Source organism: Gordonia sp. GONU, assembly GCF_024733855.1.
GTDB classification, from domain to species: domain Bacteria; phylum Actinomycetota; class Actinomycetes; order Mycobacteriales; family Mycobacteriaceae; genus Gordonia; species Gordonia amicalis.
Map to the genome: position 1 here is coordinate 1 of NZ_JANRHB010000006.1, position 18,057 is coordinate 18,057.

16 protein-coding genes and 1 pseudogene are annotated in these 18,057 nt (G+C 68.5%); 9 read left to right on the top strand and 8 right to left on the bottom strand.

Annotated elements, in window-relative coordinates:
* Nucleotides 1-195: 195 nt before the first annotated feature.
* The gene (locus NWF34_RS07720; protein ID WP_258324611.1) at nucleotides 196-519 is read right to left on the bottom strand and encodes an AzlD domain-containing protein; all 324 of its coding nucleotides are present in this window, start codon (nucleotides 517-519) and stop codon (nucleotides 196-198) included.
* Between the two features lie 170 nt (nucleotides 520-689).
* Nucleotides 690-1,364: pseudogene (locus NWF34_RS07725) on the bottom strand (AzlC family ABC transporter permease); the annotation flags it as partial.
* Nucleotides 1,365-1,421: 57 nt separating this feature from the next.
* On the opposite strand from NWF34_RS07725, the gene NWF34_RS07730 reads away from it, so the two are divergent.
* A complete protein-coding gene (locus tag NWF34_RS07730) occupies nucleotides 1,422-1,985 on the top strand; it encodes a helix-turn-helix domain-containing protein (protein ID WP_258324613.1) in 564 nt (187 codons plus the stop codon).
* A 287-nt stretch (nucleotides 1,986-2,272) separates the two neighbouring features.
* Nucleotides 2,273-3,901 (top strand): DEAD/DEAH box helicase, encoded by a 1,629-nt coding sequence (locus NWF34_RS07735; protein WP_258324614.1) that lies wholly within the window; start codon nucleotides 2,273-2,275, stop codon nucleotides 3,899-3,901.
* Nucleotides 3,902-3,919: 18 nt separating this feature from the next.
* On the opposite strand, the gene NWF34_RS07740 is transcribed toward NWF34_RS07735, so the two are convergent.
* The 4 genes from NWF34_RS07740 to NWF34_RS07755 all read right to left on the bottom strand — a co-directional run bounded on the left by NWF34_RS07740 (nucleotide 3,920) and on the right by NWF34_RS07755 (nucleotide 8,010).
* Nucleotides 3,920-4,747 carry a maleylpyruvate isomerase family mycothiol-dependent enzyme gene (locus NWF34_RS07740; protein WP_258324615.1) on the bottom strand — a complete coding sequence of 276 codons (828 nt, stop codon included), beginning with the start codon at nucleotides 4,745-4,747 and terminating at the stop codon, nucleotides 3,920-3,922.
* A gap of 187 nt (nucleotides 4,748-4,934) precedes the next feature.
* The gene (locus NWF34_RS07745) at nucleotides 4,935-5,408 is read right to left on the bottom strand and encodes a hypothetical protein (RefSeq protein ID WP_258324616.1); all 474 of its coding nucleotides are present in this window, start codon (nucleotides 5,406-5,408) and stop codon (nucleotides 4,935-4,937) included.
* The gene (locus NWF34_RS07750) at nucleotides 5,350-6,924 is read right to left on the bottom strand and encodes a 4Fe-4S binding protein (RefSeq protein WP_258324617.1); all 1,575 of its coding nucleotides are present in this window, start codon (nucleotides 6,922-6,924) and stop codon (nucleotides 5,350-5,352) included. The genes NWF34_RS07745 and NWF34_RS07750 overlap by 59 nt, the downstream gene beginning before the upstream one ends.
* 51 nt (nucleotides 6,925-6,975) lie before the next feature.
* On the bottom strand, nucleotides 6,976-8,010 hold the full coding sequence (locus NWF34_RS07755; RefSeq protein ID WP_258324618.1) for a diiron oxygenase: 1,035 nt from the start codon (nucleotides 8,008-8,010) through the stop codon (nucleotides 6,976-6,978).
* Nucleotides 8,011-8,256: 246 nt separating this feature from the next.
* On the opposite strand from NWF34_RS07755, the gene NWF34_RS07760 reads away from it, so the two are divergent.
* From NWF34_RS07760 to NWF34_RS07780, 5 genes are read left to right on the top strand one after another with little or no spacing between them, the layout of a single operon-like run.
* On the top strand, nucleotides 8,257-9,867 hold the full coding sequence (locus NWF34_RS07760; protein ID WP_258324619.1) for a hypothetical protein: 1,611 nt from the start codon (nucleotides 8,257-8,259) through the stop codon (nucleotides 9,865-9,867).
* A complete protein-coding gene (locus NWF34_RS07765) occupies nucleotides 9,867-10,316 on the top strand; it encodes a hypothetical protein (RefSeq protein ID WP_258324620.1) in 450 nt (149 codons plus the stop codon). Before NWF34_RS07760 ends, NWF34_RS07765 begins: the two co-directional genes overlap by 1 nt.
* Entirely contained in the window at nucleotides 10,313-11,725 is a 1,413-nt protein-coding gene (locus NWF34_RS07770) for an FHA domain-containing protein (RefSeq protein ID WP_258324621.1), read from the top strand. Before NWF34_RS07765 ends, NWF34_RS07770 begins: the two co-directional genes overlap by 4 nt.
* A 17-nt stretch (nucleotides 11,726-11,742) precedes the next feature.
* The gene (locus NWF34_RS07775) at nucleotides 11,743-13,878 is read left to right on the top strand and encodes a cation:proton antiporter (RefSeq protein WP_258324622.1); all 2,136 of its coding nucleotides are present in this window, start codon (nucleotides 11,743-11,745) and stop codon (nucleotides 13,876-13,878) included.
* 1 nt (nucleotide 13,879) lies between these two features.
* Nucleotides 13,880-14,692, top strand: coding sequence for a protein kinase (locus NWF34_RS07780; protein WP_006437103.1), 813 nt, complete (start codon nucleotides 13,880-13,882; stop codon nucleotides 14,690-14,692).
* A 13-nt stretch (nucleotides 14,693-14,705) separates the two neighbouring features.
* Here NWF34_RS07780 and NWF34_RS07785 read toward each other — a convergent pair whose 3' ends face one another.
* Together NWF34_RS07785 and NWF34_RS07790 are read right to left on the bottom strand one after the other, a co-directional pair.
* A complete protein-coding gene (locus NWF34_RS07785) occupies nucleotides 14,706-16,166 on the bottom strand; it encodes a serine/threonine protein kinase (protein ID WP_258324623.1) in 1,461 nt (486 codons plus the stop codon).
* A 51-nt stretch (nucleotides 16,167-16,217) separates the two neighbouring features.
* Complete coding sequence (locus NWF34_RS07790) at nucleotides 16,218-16,550, bottom strand: hypothetical protein (protein ID WP_258324624.1); 333 nt, start codon at nucleotides 16,548-16,550, stop codon at nucleotides 16,218-16,220.
* Between the two features lie 162 nt (nucleotides 16,551-16,712).
* Between NWF34_RS07790 and NWF34_RS07795 the strand changes: the two genes are divergently transcribed.
* Nucleotides 16,713-17,576 (top strand): universal stress protein, encoded by an 864-nt coding sequence (locus NWF34_RS07795; RefSeq protein ID WP_258324625.1) that lies wholly within the window; start codon nucleotides 16,713-16,715, stop codon nucleotides 17,574-17,576.
* 26 nt (nucleotides 17,577-17,602) lie between these two features.
* Nucleotides 17,603-18,049: a redox-sensitive transcriptional activator SoxR gene (gene soxR / locus NWF34_RS07800; protein ID WP_006437099.1), complete on the top strand. Its 447-nt coding sequence runs from the start codon at nucleotides 17,603-17,605 to the stop codon at nucleotides 18,047-18,049.
* The last annotated feature ends 8 nt before the right edge of the window (nucleotides 18,050-18,057 follow it).

Here is an 18,057-nt window from a genome sequence, read left to right on the forward strand (position 1 = left end):
ATCCCACAACTGCAGGAACTCGACTTTGAAACCGAGTGGATACGACCGCTGCCCACTAGGAGTACGGCCGACCTCGACACTGATAGTCATCACCCATTCCGATCCCCGCACACCCCGCCAGGTGTCTCACAAACAGCCTGACAGGATGCGCCGACGGTGGTGGAAATCTGGAAAAGTGCTGGGTTTGCGGAAAATTCAGGCGATCCCCATCGCGCGCAGCCCGGCGGCGGTCGCGGCGGCGAGGATGACCACGACCGCGATCGGCGCGCGCAGGACGGCCGCGACGACGCCGACGGCCACGCCCGCGGGCCGTGCCCAGCCGGCGAAGTCGTGACCGGCGAAAACGGCCCCGGTCAGCGCCACCGCCACGAGCAACACCACGGTGGCCCGATCCATCAGCTTCTCCGCGGTCGCCGACACCGTGAGACGGTTGCGGAGGAGCGGTCCGGCCAGCCGGATCAGGTAGGTGCCGACAGCGAGGACGGCGATTCCGATGCCGAGGGAGAACCCGGAGATCATCGGGGTGCCTCACTGTGGTTTCGACACGGCTCGTCGCTATCGCTCCTCGCCTGCTCAACCAGCGGAGAACGCGGCTCGAGCAGCAGAGAATCAGGATCGACCAGCGGAGAACGCGGCTCGAGCAGCAGAGAATCAGGCTCAACCAGCGGAGAACGCGGCTCGAGCAGCGGGGGCCGCAGCCGCCGGGCTGCTTCGACGGCGGCGAATCCGGCCAGTGCACACAGGATCGGCAAACCGGCGGGCAGGAACGGCGTCGAGGCCACCGCGACGGCACCGCCGACGGCGACCGCTGCCCAGGTGGCGCGCGTCCGCAAGGCCGGAATGGCAAGCGCGGCAAGCAGAGCGGGGAATGCGGCGTCGAGTCCCAGCGCTTCAGGACTCGCGACGCTGCTCCCGAGGAGGGCTCCCAGTCCGGCTCCGACCGGCCAGCAGACGAGGATTCCCAAGCCGCACAGCAGGAATGCCGCACGGGCGCGCCGCGGCTCGGATTCCGCGGTGGTCATCGCGGCCGTCTCGTCGTTGATCAGGTGTGCTCCGAGGAAGGCCTCCGGGAGCCCGCGCAGGTGTTTGCCCACCGCGAGCCCGTATCCGAAGTTCCGCGTGTTGACCAGGAGTCCGGCGAGGGCGGCGACAACAGGGACGCCCCCGGCGGCCAGGACGCCGACGAAGACGAACTCCGACGACCCGGCGAGCACGACGGTCGCGATGAGCACGATCTGCCAGAGGGCGAGGCCGGCGCTGTGGGCCGCGACCCCGTACGACGCGCCGATCACGAGTACCGACAGGCACATCACGACGACGGCGCGCAGGGTCGCCGAATCGAGTGTTCTCCATGCCGAACGCATGACTATCATAGTGAACACACAGCAGGTGTTCGTCAAGATGGACGATCGGACGGTTTGATGAACGAATCTCGGCAGGTGAACCCGAAAGCGCTGGTCGCCGCGTCGCTGAAGCGCGAACGTGCACGTGCCGGACTGTCGCTCACCGAGCTGGCGCGTCGCGCGGGTATCGGGAAGTCGACCCTGTCCCAGCTCGAATCGGGCGAGGGGAACCCCAGCGTCGAGACGCTGTGGTCGCTGTCCACGGCACTCGGCGTGCAGTTCTCGGCGCTGCTGGACTCACCCGCGCCGACCGTCGAGGTGATCCGGTTCGGGGAGGGGCCCCTCATCCCCGCCGCAGACGCCGATTACTCGGCCACCCTGCTGTCGACCGCCGCGCCCGGCTCCCGACGCGACATGTACGTCATCCGGGCAGAGCCCGGCAAGCCGCGGGTGTCCGCGCCACATGCGCGCGGCGTCGTCGAACACGTGGTCATCAGCACCGGGCGTGCACGGCTGGGGCCGAGTGACGCCGCCGAAGAACTCGGCCCCGGGGATTACATCTCCTATCCCGGTGACGTCGAGCATGTCTTCGACGCGCTGGAACCCGGCACCGTCGCCGTCATGCTGAGCGAGGCGTTCTGAGCCGCGACCTCGGTCACAACGATTCGCTTCTTTCGTTACCGGCGCGTAGTGTCGATCGCAGTGTTGCACCCGTGACGGGTTGCATCAACGCGTCGTAGAACGCTTCTCTCGCAGGTCGGGGCCCACTCAGGTGGTCGCCGGGTCGGACTTCAGATGTCCACCGCCTGCCATTGACTTCATACGGCGAACGAGCCCGCGTACCCGCGTGTTCGCCATCGGCACCGACCATCGGCAGTGAACTGTCGTCCTGCTCGCGTGCCACGCACAGGAAGAGCTCTGCTCACATAATGACTGCTGTCCTCGAGACCCCCTCGGCACCTGCAAACCAGGTCGCCGACACCACTCCCGCCGACACCACCGCTCCCCAGGTTTCCTTCGAATCCCTCGGCGTACCAACCAAACTGGTCCAGGTCCTGGCATCGCAGGGCAAGGCCGACGCCTTCCCGATCCAGGCCGACACCCTGCCCGACACCCTCGACGGCAAGGACGTCCTCGGCCGCGGCAAGACCGGCTCGGGCAAGACCCTCGCCTTCTCCATCCCGCTGGTCGCCGGACTCGCCGAGATGCAGGTCAAGCGCTACGTCGGTGCCCCCACCGGCCTCATTCTGGCGCCGACCCGTGAACTGGCCACCCAGATCGCGGCTGTCGTCGAGCCGCTCGCGGCCGCCGTCGGCCTCACCGTCACCACCGTCTTCGGCGGCGTCAAGCAGACCCGCCAGGAACAGGCCTTCCGCCGCGGCGTCGACATCGTCGTCGCTTGCCCGGGACGCCTCGAAGACCTCATGCGCCAGGGCATCGTGAAGCTCGACGAGGTGGAGATCACCGTCATCGACGAGGCCGATCACATGGCCGACCTGGGCTTCCTCCCGGTCGTCACCAAGCTCCTCGCCGCCACCCCGGCGGAGGGTCAGCGGATGCTGTTCTCGGCAACCCTCGACAACGGCGTCGACAAGCTGGCCAAGCGCTTCCTCGACAACCCGGTCCTGCATTCGGTCGACTCCGCCGAGTCGCCGGTCGCCGCCATGACCCATCACGTGTTCGAGGTGTCGTCGGCGGGCAAGGCCGACCTCGTCGCCGAACTCGCTTCCGGCGCCGGTCGCCGAATCCTGTTCATGCGCACCAAGCATCAGGCCAAGAAGCTCGCCAAGAAGCTGAGCGAACAGGGCATCCCGGCCGTCGACCTGCACGGCAACCTCAGCCAGGCCCAGCGCGACCGCAACCTCGCCGCCTTCGGTGAGGGAGACGTGCGCGTCCTCGTGGCCACCGACGTCGCCGCCCGCGGTGTGCACGTCGACGGCATCGAGCTGGTCGTCCACGTCGATCCGCCCGCCGAGCACAAGGCCTACCTGCACCGTTCGGGCCGCACCGCGCGCGCCGGCAGCTCCGGTGACGTCGTCACCGTGTGCCTGCCCGAGCAGCGTCGTGAGGTCTCGCAGCTGCTCCGCAAGGCCAAGATCAAGGTCACCCCGAAGCAGGTCGACGCCAAGGCCGGCGCCGTCGACGAGCTCGTCGGCGAGCGGGCCCCCCGCGTGTCGGCTGCCGAGCGCGCGGCCGCCGAGGCGGCCCGTGGTGGCCAGGGTGGTCGTTCGCAGGGTGGTCGTTCGCAAGGCGGTCGTTCGCAGGGTGGTCGCCGCGGCGGACACCCGGGGCGTTCGCGCGGCGAGGGTCGCGGCAATGGCGCCGCCCGCGGTGAGAGCCGAGGCGGGGCACGCGGTCAGGGCGGCGAGAGCCGCGGGGGCGAGCGCCGGTCGGGTGGACAGCGTGCCACCGGCGGCCGCTCCGCCGGTCAGTCCCGTTCGGCGGGACAGGGTCGCTCGGCGGCTCAGCCCCGTTCCGGTGACCAGCATCGTGCGGGTGGACGTTCGCAGGGCGGACGTCGCGCCAGCCGTCCGGCCGGTTCGCCGACCAACCGCTGAACCGAACCAACCGCTGAATCAGGCGGGTAAGAACTTCTGAGCAAGCCGTGGCGCAAGCCACGGCTTGCTTCCCCATGCGAATGCCCGGCCGGTCAGCGCCGCCCACGTGGGGGAGAGCCGGCCGTAACCGATCAGCAGCGCCGCGGCGGGGTCGACGCTGACGTGGACTTCGGCGCGTCGGGGATCGTCGGGGTTGATGATCAGCTCGCCGTCGGTGAACTCGTAGAGGTAGCGCTCCGAACACCCGCGCAATCGGATGTCATAGGTGCCGTCGTGTCCCGCCGCTGCCGTCTGGTCCACCCAGCTCGGCAGCACCTGTTGTCGGCCACGGATGATCATCAGCACCACGTCGGGCTCGACCCACCACCGCGCGCCCACCGCACGCGCGATGTCGTGCCCGTGCACCACGAACTCGCCGATGAGGATGCCCAGCGCGGCGTCGGCCCGGATGAGCCGGTCGCCGTCGAATCGCATCTTCGGCACTTGTGCATTGAAATGCGACACGGTGTCGACCAGGATGTCGAGGCCCTCTCTCAGCTGGCGCGCCAGCGCCGAGACGTCACGGGTCGGCAGGTTCGCGATCTGTTTCGCGTTGAAATCCGGGACGTCGATCGCCTGTCGGCACCATTCGCCCTCACCGCGCGCGAGCGCGAGAAACCGGGCCGGCGCCAGGGCAACGTGCCCCAGGCAGTCGACCAGCGTCCAGCCCGGCATATCCGGCAGACGCGTCTCCGGCTCGTCGACCCCCTCGACGAGTTTCAGAAAACGTTCCCCGGTGGTCAGCGCGGCGTCGGTGTAATCAAACCTCGAGAACATCCCCGTCACGCGTGGTTCGTCCCCCCACATGAGGCGCAAGAGTACTCGTGCGCACTGCGACGTGCGACACCTCGTTCGGAATCTTGTGCAGCTACAGCGGCTATCTGGCACGCGCACAACGTCATACGGGCTTCTCTCGCCGTGATCCCAGGTCTGGAGTCCAGCTTCAGGGTGCCTCACTCAATCGGACGAAACCGACACTGCAGAGAACGACCGGTCACGGGTTCTTCGCGGCCATGATCGCCGCACGCACCGCTTCGAGGCACTCCGCGCCGTGTGGCTCGCCGACGCCGAGGTGATAGCTGCCCGGGCGACCGTCCTGACCGGCGAAACCGGTCACCGCGAACCCGTCCGCCGACTCCGGTGTCTCGACCGTAGCGACGGCGAGCGGCACCGACAGCGCCGAGATCCCGCGATTCGCCCCGGAGACGACGACCAGCAGGTGCGTCGGGTGCAGTGCGACGAGCGTCTGGTGCTCGGAGTCGGGATCGGCCGGGTTGGCGCGCCGCCCGAAGAGCTTGCCGGTCAGTGACGAGGACGGCGGATTGATGCTCCGGGTGATCCACGCGGGCAGGTCATCGGTGATGGTCAGCTGCCGCGACTCGGCGTGGTCACGCAGCGCCGCCGCGAGGTCAGCCGGAAGAGCGGACAGATCGGCGCGCACGGTGGTGCGCTGGTACGCGGGCCCCATGGTCGATCAATCTATCCGAGAGCGCGCCCTCTTCGAGATCTGCGAGCAGCGAGGACACGGTCTCCGCCGAGTCGGTCTTGTTGGTGCCGATGAAGCCCGACGGTCCACGCTTGATCCAGCCGGTCACGTACGTGCCCGGTACCTGTTCGTCGCCGTCGAACACCCGGCCGGCGCGATGCGGGATGACGCCCCTTGCTTCGTCGAAGGGCAGGCCCGGTACGGGGACGCCGCGGTAACCGACCGAGGTCAGCACGAGTCCGGCCTCGAGGGTGGCGCTTTCACCGGTGGGTTCGATCACGGTCGCGCCCGCGTCGTCGACGATCACCCGGTTGCGGCCCACGACGACACCGTTCGCGCGTCCGTCCTGCCCGCGCACCTCGAGCGGAGAACCGAAGAACGCCAGCCTGATCCGACGCCCCTCTGGTTCACCGGCAGCGGCGCATTCGGCCAGGATGTCGAGTTTGGCGCGGGTGGTCGCGTCGAGTTCGCCGTCCACCGGAGGCGACTCGAGATCGGCGGGATCGACCGTCACCGCGACACCGGAATCCACCAACCCGATCAGCTCGGGCAGCGTGAATGCGGCGTGGACGGGTCCGCGCCGTCCCAGAACGACGACCTCGCGCACCGACGACCGCCGCAGGGCGGCCAGTGCGGCCGGCGAGATGGGCGTGTCGGCGAGTGCGGCGGGGTCGGCGACGAGGATTCGTGCCACGTCGAGTGCGACGTTGCCGTTGCCGATGACCACCACCCGGTCGGTGGACAGGTCGACGTCGAGGTCGGTGAAGTCCGGATGGCCGTTGTACCAGCCGACGAACGACGTGGCGCTGGTGACGCCGGCCTGCTCGATCCCCGGCAGGTCCAGCGTCTTGTCGGTGGGGGCGCCGACGGCCCAGATGACGCCCGAATGACGTGCCCGGAGGTCGTCGAGCGTGACGTCGCGTCCCACCTCGGTGTCGAGCAGGATCTCCAGATTCGGGTTGCGCGCGATGTCGTCGAACAGGCGCATCACCTTGCGGGTGTGCAGGTGGTCCGGGGCGACACCGAAGCGGGCGAGACCGAACGGCCGGTCGAGGCGTTCGTACATCGTCACCGAGACCTGGGGATGGCGCAGCAGCTCGTCGGCGGCGTACATCGCCGACGGTCCGGAGCCGACGATGCCGATCGACACCCGGCGATCGACCGCGAGCTGCCGCGGACGGTCGATCGGGGCGAGAGGGAGTCGTCGTGCGGGGTCCACGGGGAAACGCGCCGCACCGTCGACGGTGTCGCGGTATTGCAGAGCGTTGACCTCGGCGAACCGTTCCTGGCCGTCGGGCAGGCGATGGCCGGGCACGATCGCGCCGACCGGGCAGGCGCTGACGCACGCCCCGCAGTCGACGCAGGTCGCCGGGTCGATGTAGAGCATCTCGGCGATGCCGAAGTCGGGTTCTTCCGGGGTGGGGTGGATGCAGTTGACGGGGCATGCGTAGACGCACGACGCGTCGCCGCAGCACGCCTGGGTGACGACGTGAGGCATGAGGGTCGGTTCGCTACCTGTGTGGAGGAGGGCGGATCAGGCCGGTGGGGGTCAGGCTGCCGTGTAGGTCGGCTCGCTGCGGAAACGCGAAGGGCGACCACTGATTCCGAGTGCACGCCAGAGCAGGCGCGACAACGGGTTCATCAGTCCGCTCTGGTCGGCGAGCATCCGGACGTCTCCGAAAACGTTGCGCAGGAAGCGCTTCGACTCCTCGGACCGCCAGAAGATGTCTTTCATGACCTCACGGGGGACGTCGAATTCCCGGGCGAAGGAACGCGGCGGCACCACGATTGCACCGCACAGGATGCGCATCGTCAGCGGCAGCATGAGTGACAGCAGGAAACGCTGGAAGCGGTTGCGCTGCGGGACCTGCTCGCGGATGAAGTGGTGCGCGAACGAGATGTGACGCGCCTCCTCGGCGACGTGCAGCTGCATCACCGCGGCCATCGTCGGGTGCAGGCGGGCGCGGGTCCGCAGGAAGTCCTTCTGGATGTGGTCGATCGGTTCCTCACCGCCGAGTACGCCGAAGAAGAACACGATCGGGAAGACCGTCGACACGAGCGGGACGAGTGGCGAGATCAGCCGGTACCCGATCTTCGCGCCGGGAACGTCCATGCCCACGCGGTTCACGAACTCCTGGAACATCAGGGTGTGATTGCACTCCTCCTTGGATTCGTGCGTGGTGTACCGGAACTCGCGTGCGCCGTTGGGGAGGGAGAAGCTGTACTGCATCAGGCCACGGATGAGCACCGACTCGAACTGCAGGCCGACCTTGGCGACGTTGGCCTGACGCCACATGCCGATCTCGATCTGCTTGCTCTCCGGCAGCTGCTGGTACCAGGGGTGACGACCGATCGGGTCGACCTCGTAGGAGAGGATCCAGCGCGGGTCGTCCGCGGTGATCGCCATGTGCGGCGCATCCCAGTCGATGTCGACGTAGGGGTCGAAGTTGCGGTGCACCGAGGCCGCGGACAGGTCGTCGAGCACCTGGCCGTAGTCGTGCTCGGAGCCCGTTTTATCGGGTTCGGGAACGTAGCGCGAGGGTGCGTCGCCGGTGGTGTGCGGATTCGTCAATGCTTTGGTCATCGTCGCGTCCTTCGAGGTGGGCCGGGCCATGTGCGGGTGGCCACAGCGGATGAGTCGAACGTATTTCGACGCTCCGCTATTTGTCAACACTCGATGTCACGTTCCGTGGTCCGACCAGGTCCGGTTTGCCCGCTGACCAGCCGAGACGGACGTAATTCGTTCGGCTGGTTTCGCAACGTTGCGGACCGCTTCGCACGTTAGAGTTACCGCACAATCCGTGCCACCCGACCTCATCGGAGGAAAGCGATGTCCCGTCGTGTCCCGTACGCGCCCGGTCCGCCGCCGCGCGCTCCACGGCCGGGACCCGGCGGCCTCGGTGACCTCACACCCGAACTCGTCGAGACCGACGTGTGGACCGACGCCATGGTGCAGGTGGCGGGCATCCCGGTCGTCGACGTCCCGTTCGTCACCGTGGGTTCGGGGATCGGTTCCTTCGTGACCGTCGACTATCTGCGGATCTGTGGCGTTCCGCTCGACCAGATCGCGGTCCTCGGGCCGCAGGAGGTGCCGTGGCGCAGCTACGAGTACCTCACCCGGGTGTCGCAGATCCCGCGGGGCGAACGGCTGCGGTCGGATTCGGCGTCGACACCCGACAACATCTGGGGGTTCCCGTCGTATGCGGTGCGCGAGGCGTGGGCCGACAAGAAGATCAAGCCGCTGTGGAATGTGCTGGTGGAGCCCGTCTTCGCGAACTTCTACACCCCGAGAGCGGGGCAGGCGTTCGAGTCGATGGAGAAGGAGTGCCGGCGCATCGGCTATCTGAAGTCGCTGCACCGCGGGCAGGTTCGCATGATCCGACGCCGCGCGGGCGGCGGCTACTTCACGATCCTCACACCGCCGCAGGGGAGTTCGCCGACCAAGCGGGTCGCCTTCCGCAGCCGCTGGGTGCATGTGGCGATCGGCTATCCGGGAATCAAGCTGCTGCCGGACCTGCAGGCGTTCCGCGAGACCTATCGCGACGCCAGCAAGGTCGTCAACGCCTACGAATCGCACGAACACGTCTACCAGTCGCTGCAGCGCAGACCGGGCACCGTCGTCATCCGCGGCGCCGGGATCGTCGCATCCCGTGTGCTGCAACGCCTGATCGACGACCGTGATGCGCTCGGCCTCCAGACGCAGATCGTGCATCTGTTCCGCACCTACTACGACAAACCCCACGGACCGCACATCTTCATGCGGCGCAAGGGCAAAGACGGGTGGGCCTACCAGGGCTTCAACTATCCGAAGTCGGTGTGGGGTGGGCAGCTCAAGGCGCGCATGCGCAAACTCGAGGGACACGAACGCGCCGAGGCCTACAAACAGATGGGTGGCACCAACACCCCGGTCCGCGACGACTGGCAGGAACAGCTCGCGCGCGGACGCCGGGAAGGGTGGTACCGGGTGGCGGTCGGCAGGGCAGAGAGCCTGGTGCCGGGTCCGGGCGGCCAGGGCGTGGTGACGACCGTGCGCGTCGACCCGCACGCCCCGATCCGACAGGAACACCGGCCGGACGGCACCTTCGAGCTGTACGCCGACTACGTCATCGACTGCACCGGGCTCGAGGCCGACGTGCGCGAACACCGGTTGCTGCGAGACCTTCTCGACCACACGGGCGCGGGGATCAACCCGGTCGGCCGGATGGACGTCGAACGCGACTTCGAGCTGAAGGGCACCCGCAACGGCGACGGGAAGCTGTACGCATCGGGCAGCGCCACACTCGGCGGGTACTTCCCGGGTGTCGACACGTTCCTCGGTCTGCAGATCGCCGCGCTCGAGATCGTCGACGATCTCGCCCGGCAGGGCTTCTGCAAGCGCCTCACCCCGTGGCGGTCGACCGCCCAGTGGTGGCGGTGGATGAACAACAAGGGAGTCGACTGATGCTGCCCACCCTGTGGGGTCGGATCCAGACCCGCGTGCTGGTGCTCGGCATCCTCGGCGGGTTGTGGACCATCGTCCTGGTGCCGTTCCTGTGGCTGATCTCCTCGGGTGATCCCACGATCTTCGACGTCTACCGCGTCGCCTTCACGGTGTTGTTCACGGTCATCGTGCTCGGGGTCGCCTGGGAGTTCGTCTACCACTTCCTGCAGCAGTTCCGCTGGGAGAAGGACTGGCCCACCCTGTTCGGGCTGCTCACCGCGATCAACGAGGGCATCGTGGTGTGGCTGGTCATCGACGTGACCGGGCTGCTGCCCGAGGAGCTCCGGCCGTCGCCGTTCGTGTTCGCGGTCCAGTTCGTCACCACCTGGATGCTGGTGTGGGTCGCGGTCAACGGTCCGCTACGAGTGGTCTTCCCGCACTGGCGATTCCAAGGAGGACGGTTCCTGTGACCAGTCCGGGCGACATCCCGAGCGTGACCCCCACGGTGACGCTGATCCCCGGTGCCGGGATCGTGATCCGCAAACCCGCATTCCTCTGCCTGATCGCGGACACGGTGCCGGCCGCGTTCATCACCGACCTCCTCGACATCGAATCAGCGGTTTCGGTACCGGATTCCGCGCCCCGGCGCGGCCGTCATCTCGTCCGCGCGCTCGCGCAACTCGTGCTGACCGCCGACGAGCAGATCGACATCGCCTTCGCCGCACCCGACAACGTCGGGATCGCGATCTTCCTGTCGGGCAGGGTTTACGGGGAGACCGACGGCAAACGGATCGAGCCGGCTCCCGGCGAGACCTACGACAAGGCCGTCCCGTGGCCCTTCGAGGGGCTCGGCCTGTACCTCGAGGGGACCGTCCCGGCCGAGGTCGGCGAGGAACGATTCGACCTCGTCGACGGTGTCGTCCCCGCCTCCGGGACTCTGCTGCACACGCCGCTGGGTTTGCGCGGCACCGAATTCCATCCGCTTCCCGCCTCGTCGCGGATCCCGGTGTCCGAGGCGGCTGCGCCGCAGCCCGAGCCCGAACCGCAGGCCGAGCCCGAACCGCAGCCCGAACCGGAACCGCAGCCCGAGCCGGAACCGGACCAGATGGGGACGACCGAGCGGATGCGACCGGACGTCGACGAACTGTCGACGCCGGCGCATGCCGCGCCGGTGGCGGAGCCCCTGCCGTTCACCTCGACCCCGCTGGGCGGGACCCCGGTCGGGCAACCGGGGGCCGGTGAGCCACTCCCCACGGAGCCGATGCCGGCCGCGCCCGCGGTCCAGCAGTCGCCGCTCGCCCAACCCGACCCGTTCGCCGAACATGTCGAACCGCGGGCCCCGTTGCCGAAGGAAGAGCATCAGCGACCCGCGACGGAGGTCGTGAAGATCGAGGCCTCGCGGGCCAAGGTGCACGGAATCCGATGTTCCCGAGGTCATCTCAACCACCCGCAGTCGTGGCTGTGCGGGGTCTGCGGCATCCGGATGGATCAGCTGACGACCTTCCTCGTGGAAGGTGAGCGCCCGCCGCTCGGCTGGCTCCTACTCGACAACGGCTTCACCTTCCTGCTCGACGAGGACCTGGTCATCGGCCGCGAACCCGGATCATCCGGCGGTGGACGGGCCGGGAGCCCGAAACCGATTCGCGTCCAGGACGAGACCGGACAGCTGTCGCGCCGCCACGTCGAGATCCGGCTGGTCGAGTGGACCGTCCAGCTCGTCGACCTCGGTTCGGCGAACGGCACGTTCGTCGCCGACCCGAGCAGCGGGAACCGGGAGGTGCGCCTGCTCCCGCATCGTCCCCATGTACTGGTTCCGGGGTCGCATGTGCGTATCGGAGGACGCCACTTCATCTTCGAGTCGCACCATGCCCGAATCTGAGACGGCCAGGACCTGACATGGACAAGCACACGGTCGCGTTCCTTCTCCTGGATGTCGCGGTCATCATCGCGGTCGCCCGCGTCGGCGGGATGATCGCCCGTGCGGTGCGCCAGCCGGCCGTCGTCGGTGAGATCGCGGCCGGAATCGCGTTGGGGCCGAGTCTGTTGGGGCTCCTGCCGGGAGACCCCGACGAGTGGTTGTTCCCCGAAGAGGTGCGGCCGCTCCTGGGTGGGCTCGCGCAGATCGGTCTCGTGCTGTTCATGTTCATCGTCGGCCTCGAACTCGACATGCGACTGACGCGAGGTCGTGAGCGTGCGGCGGCGAGCATCTCGGCGTGCTCGATCGTGCTGCCGTTCGGACTCGGTGCGGCACTGGGACTTATGCTGTACCCGTCGCACGACACCGTCGGCGGAGTCGAGATCGAACGGCTCGGCATGGTCCTGTTCATGGGCGTCGCGATGTCGATCACCGCCTTCCCGGTGCTCGCCCGCATCCTCGCCGACCGCGGGATGATGCGGACCGTCCCCGGTGTCTTCAGTCTGGCCGCGGCCGCGGTCGACGACATCCTCGCGTGGACCCTGCTCGCGTTCATCATCGCGATCATCGAGGGCGGTGATCCGCTGGAGGTGGCCAAGATCGTCGGGATGACCCTGGTGTACGCGGCGGTCATGTTCGGCATCGTGCGCCCACTGCTGGCCAAGCTGGTCGAGTGGCGGGACTCGGCGGGACGTCTCAGCCCGGACATCCTGGCGGTCATCCTCATCGGCGTGTTCCTGTCCTCGGCGGTCACCGACGTCATCGGCATCCACCAGATCTTCGGTGCGTTCATGTTCGGCGCGGTGATGCCGAAAGTCGGTGCCGAGCAGTTGCACCGGGAGATCCTGGAACGGCTCGAGCAGGTCAGCGTGCTGCTGCTGCTGCCGATGTTCTTCGTCGTCACCGGCCTGAGCGTGGACCTCGCGGGCATCGGGCTGTCGGGGCTCTGGCAGTTGGGTCTCGTGCTGGTCGTCGCGATCGCCGGCAAGTTCCTCGGCGCCTACGCGGGTGCGCGAGCCAGCGCGATACCCACGCGGCAGAGCGCGGCGATCGCCGTACTCATGAACACCCGGGGTCTCACCGAACTCGTGATCCTCTCGGCGGGACGCGACCTCGGCGTCCTCAGCGACGACCTCTTCGCGATGCTCGTGGTGATGGCGCTGGTGACCACGGTGCTGACCGAGCCGCTGCTACGCCTGGTGTATCCGGACGTGGTGGTGGCGAACGACATCGCCGCGGCCGAGCGTCGAGCGCTGGCCGCCGCGACCGCACCGCGGGTGCTGGTGGTCCTGCGCGATCCCGGCGGCACGGTCGACGACCTGCGTGCACGGCACCGCCGGTTGCTCGATTGCACAACGGGTTACGACGTCGTGCTGGCGGGTCTGCTCACCGCGACGGACAGCCCGGCGAAGCGCCTCGAGGTCGGGGTGCCGGTGGTGCCCGACTTCGCGGCCATGGCGTCGGCCGTCGAGAAGCTGAACCTGCTCGGTGCCTCGCTGACCGGGGCCGGGTCGGTGTCGGTTCTGTGCCGGTTCAGCGCCGACCCGGCCACGGACCTCGACGCGATGACCCGAAACGCCAACGCCGACGTGATCGTCATCGACGCCGCCGATCGCGAGCTCGGTGAGATGCTGCGGGCGGCGCCGGTGGCGATCGTCGACGAGAACGTGTCGGCGGGTGTGGGACCCGGCCGCAGCGTCATCACCTGCGTGGTCGCCGACAACCGCAGCGGCCGCACTGCCGCCGTGGTGGGGGCGGGTCTGGCATTGTTCGGGTCGCGATCTCTCACGATCGTCTCCGCGGGCTCCCGTCGCCGGTGGCTCGCCGACCTGAGACCCGTTGTCGACCGCGGGGTCCGGGTCTCCCTCGTCGAACCGAAGCGTCACCGCGGTGAGGACGGCGCCTTCACGGTCGCCGCCGCCGACGACGCCACCCGCGGGCGTGGCTCGGACACTCCGGTGATCGTCGTCGACAACACCGAGACCAGCGAAGAAGCCCTGGGGGACCGGATGGCCACGCTGTACGCCGAGTCTCCGGCATCCGCCGACACCGCCGCGAACGCCACCGACACCACGCAGACCACCGACGCCGGATCTGCCGCGAAAGAGAGGCACTGACATGGCCACTGTCGAGATCCCGCAGCAGCTCGCGGATTTCACCGTGCTCCAGAAGCTGGGAGTCGGCGGCAACGGAACGTTCTATCTCGCCGTACCCCCCGCACGGCTGGGCCTGTCGACCGATCGCGTGGTGGTCAAGGTCTTCAGCGGCGTGTGCAGCGACGACGCCTACCGCCGAGGCGTGCGCGAACTACGTGCGTTCGCCGCGGTCGCCTCGCCCTACCTGGCCGGTCTGTACGACGCAGTTCTCCAGGGCCAGTTCATGTATGCGATGGAATACTTCCCGCTGGGATCACTCGGCACACCCGCGCGCCCCCTGAGCCGGGACGAGCGGCTCGCCGCGGTTGCCGACGCGGCGCGAGGCGTCGACGCCCTGCACGAAGCCGGCATCGCCCACGCGAACATCACGCCGTCGAGCATCATGGTGACCGAAACCGGCGGGAAGATATCCGATCTCGGGCTCGCCCGGGTTCTCGCGGCGGACGAACCGATCACGAGCTTCGCTCAGCCGGGTGCGGTGCAGTACATGGACCCGGCGCTCCTGGCGGGCGATGTGCCGTCCCGCGCGACGGACATCTGGTCACTCGGCGCCTGTCTGCATCGCGCGCTCACCGACGAGGGGGTGTACGGCCAGGTGCCCGACACCCAGCCGTTGCTGGCGATCCGAGCCGCCCTGTCGACGCCACCCGCACTGTCGGAGAACCTGAATCGGGACGAGCGCACGCTGATCGCCAATTGTCTTGCCCTGGCCGGAAGCCGGCCGTCGACCGCGCTGCAGGTCGCCGAGCGGGTCGACGCGCTACGGGGTCGGTGAGGCGGACCGTCGCTCAGCCGAGTGGTGCGGTGCGCCACCAGGCGTCGAGGATCTGACGACCCGAATGACCGGGCCACGTGGTGATCACCGTGTACGGCTCACGCGCCGGCGCGACGAAATTGGTGACGACCCAGCCGTCGGCGAGACTGTCCCGGCTCGACGACGCGGGACCGTCCCGCCACTGGATCTCGTCACCCGGATACCCCTCGAGCGCTGCGGTGACGGTGTCCCGTGCGATGGGTGTGGCCGTGTGCCAGACGACGTAGGTCACCTGCTCGGCGTCGGAGCACGTGATGGCGTCGAGGCCGTCGCGGAACACGGCCTCGCAGGCCGCATCCCGCCAGCCCTGCTGGTCGGGAGAGTCGGGCAGCAGTCGCGGGAAGGCGTCGGCGATCGGCGCGACCGCCGGCGGCCACGGTGGTGGCGCATTGCGGGCGCCGAGGACGATCACCGTGCCCACGCAGATCGCGACCACCACGAGCGCCACCAACAGTGGCATGAGTGTCGGGCGTCGCGGTGGCGTGTCGGGACTGTTCTGACGTGTCGGGTGGTGGCCGGCGACGAGTTCGGTCGGCCGATCGGGATTCCACGCCGGCTGGAAGGCCCGCGGCGGTGAGCTGATCACCTCGGTCGGCGGCTCCCCGTCCGTGTGGGTCAGGTGGAGGGCGAGGTCGGCGGCCCGGACGAACTCTGCGCACGTCCGATAGCGGTGATCGGGCTGCGGATCGAGAGCGCGGGCGAGCGCCGAGTGGAAAGCGGGGGATACCGCTCCCGTAATACGGTGTCTGGCAACCGAAGTGGTGCCGGTGAGCAGCTCGACGAGAATTCGGCCGACTGCGGCGACATCGGTTTCCGGGTGCGGGGTGTCCTCATCGTGGGCGGGTGGCGTCAGGCCGAAACCGCGCAGGGTGACGGCACCGGGGCCGGCGATGTCGGAGGCGGTGATCTCCGACGAAGCCGAATCCGGGCGGGCCGAGATCAGGATGTCGGCGGTCGTGAGGCCGCCGTGGACCAGCCCGCGGCGATGTGCGGCGTCGAGGGCGTCTCCGGCGGCACCGATGATGCGCACCGCCAGGTCGATGTCGATGCCGTCGGGATGACGTCGGATCAGTTCGGCGGCGTCGGTGGCGGGTATCGGCGCCGTGGCGACCCACAGCCGGCCGTCGGTCAGTCCGTGGCCGGCGATTCGGGCGATCGCGGGATGTGTGGCGCCGGAAGCCAATTCATTGGAGCGGGCGAACCAGCCACGAAATCGTGGATCTGCCGAACGCGCCGGGTCGACCACGGTGAGGACTACGGGTTCGGGTCCGGGTGTGCCGGGGGAAGGGGGACCCGACTGCATCGGGACCGCGCGACAGGTCGTGCTCACCGCGGATTCGTGAAGCACCCGTTCGATGCGGTGACCGGCGACCACCGAGCCGGGAACAACCGAGCCTCGCGCGGGCGAATCGCCGTGAATGGCATCGAAGGACACGCTTGGCTCCCGGTGGTCTGAGAGCTCGAATTCTACCGGCCGGTGCCGGCGCTATTCGGTGTTCGACTCGAACAGTACGGGTGCCGAATTGAACAGCATCACGATGAAGAACACCAGCAGGAACCAGGACCCGCCCTGCCACAGTTGCCATCGGCCACCGGCTTTCCAGACCCGGTATGTCCGCACCAGCATGGCGAGCGCACCGATCAGGACCACGACCGGCGCGACGACGAAGAGTGCGTTCTGGAGAGACTCCGACGAGGCGTGTGCGACGATGAGGAGACCGAGACCGAACACGACGGTGATGGCGATGTGGATCACGATCGCGCGAAAGTCGTTGTTGCCGTTCTTCGGTGTCGGTGAGTTCGGCGTCGGGGAGGTCATGATGACTCCCACGCTACACGCCGCTCGATACCCGGTGAGAAGGACTTAGTGCTCATTGCTGCCCGCGGTCCGCGGGAGCAGGATGGAGTGAGGACCGGCCCCCCGGCCGGAGTGACGACCGGCCCCGGCCGGGGTCGTGACCAGAGGAGATGAGCGAGGGACATGAACGCGATACTCGTCGGTGCGGACGGTTCCGAGGCGGCCGAAGGCGCGGTGCGATGGGCGGCGAAGGCCGCGGCGGCGGAGGGCCTCGATCTCAAGATCGTCGGCGCCTATGACGCGAGCACCAGCGACTACGCTCCCGGACTGATCATTCCGCAGGACGTCATCGACGCCATCCGTCAAGACGCGTCGGACGCAGTGCATGCCGCCGCCGACGTCGCCAAAGAGGTTGCGCCGAACGTCAGCGTCGCGACCTCGATCGTCGACGGTGACGCTGCCCGCGTGCTGCTCGAGCTGGGCAAGGACGCTGCGATGATCGTGGTCGGCACGCGTCGGCTCGGCAGCGTGAAGGGACTGTTCCTCGGTTCGGTGAGCATCAGCGTCGCGGCCCACGCGCACGGCCGGGTGGCCATCGTCGCCGCCGGGGGATCGGACACCGGACCGGTCGTGGTCGGTGTGGACGGATCGCCGATCAGCGATGTCGCCGTCGCCGAGGCGTTCCGGCAGGCGTCGCTGCGCAACGCGCCGCTGGTGGCCGTCCACACCTGGACGCCGCTGGACGCCGACGCCCTGCACGGCTACGGGATCGGGCCCGAGGAGGTCCAGCGGATGACCCAGGACGCGGTCGAGGTGCTCGCGGAGCGACTGGCCGGATACGCCCAGGACTACCCGGACGTCCGCGTGGAGCGGCACGTGCTGCCGGAGGAGCCAGCGAAGGCGCTGCTGGACGCGGCCGGTACCGACGCCCAGCTCATCGTCGTCGGCAGCCGGGGACGCGGCGGATTCCGCGGACTGATGCTCGGCTCGACCAGCCAGAAGGTGATGCACCAGGCGGAGTGCCCCGTGCTGGTGGTGCGCGGCTGACCAGGTGAGCTGCCTACCATCGACCCATGACGCTGAAGAGACTCGAGCTCTCGGTCGGGGAGCTCGCGCAGCGCGCGGGTATCGCGCCGTCGGCGGTCCGGTTCTATGAGGAACAGGGACTGATCTTCAGCCGGCGGACCGCCGGCAATCAGCGGCGCTACCACCGGGCGATGCTGCGGCGGGTGGCGTTCATCCGTGCCTCGCAGGTCGCCGGAATCCCGTTGTCGGTTATCGGGGAGGTGCTCGCCGAGCTCGGTGACCACGAGTCCCCGTCGAAGTCGATGTGGGAGGCGGCGTCGAAACGCTGGATGGACGACATCAACCATCGCATCTCCCTGCTGGAGAACATGCGCGACATGATCGGCTCCTGCGTCGGGTGCGGGTGTCTGTCCCTCGGGGAATGTCACCTGCTCAACCCGGGAGACGAACTGAACAAACTCGGTCCGGGACCGCGTCGTCTCATGACCGAGTGAACGAGAGC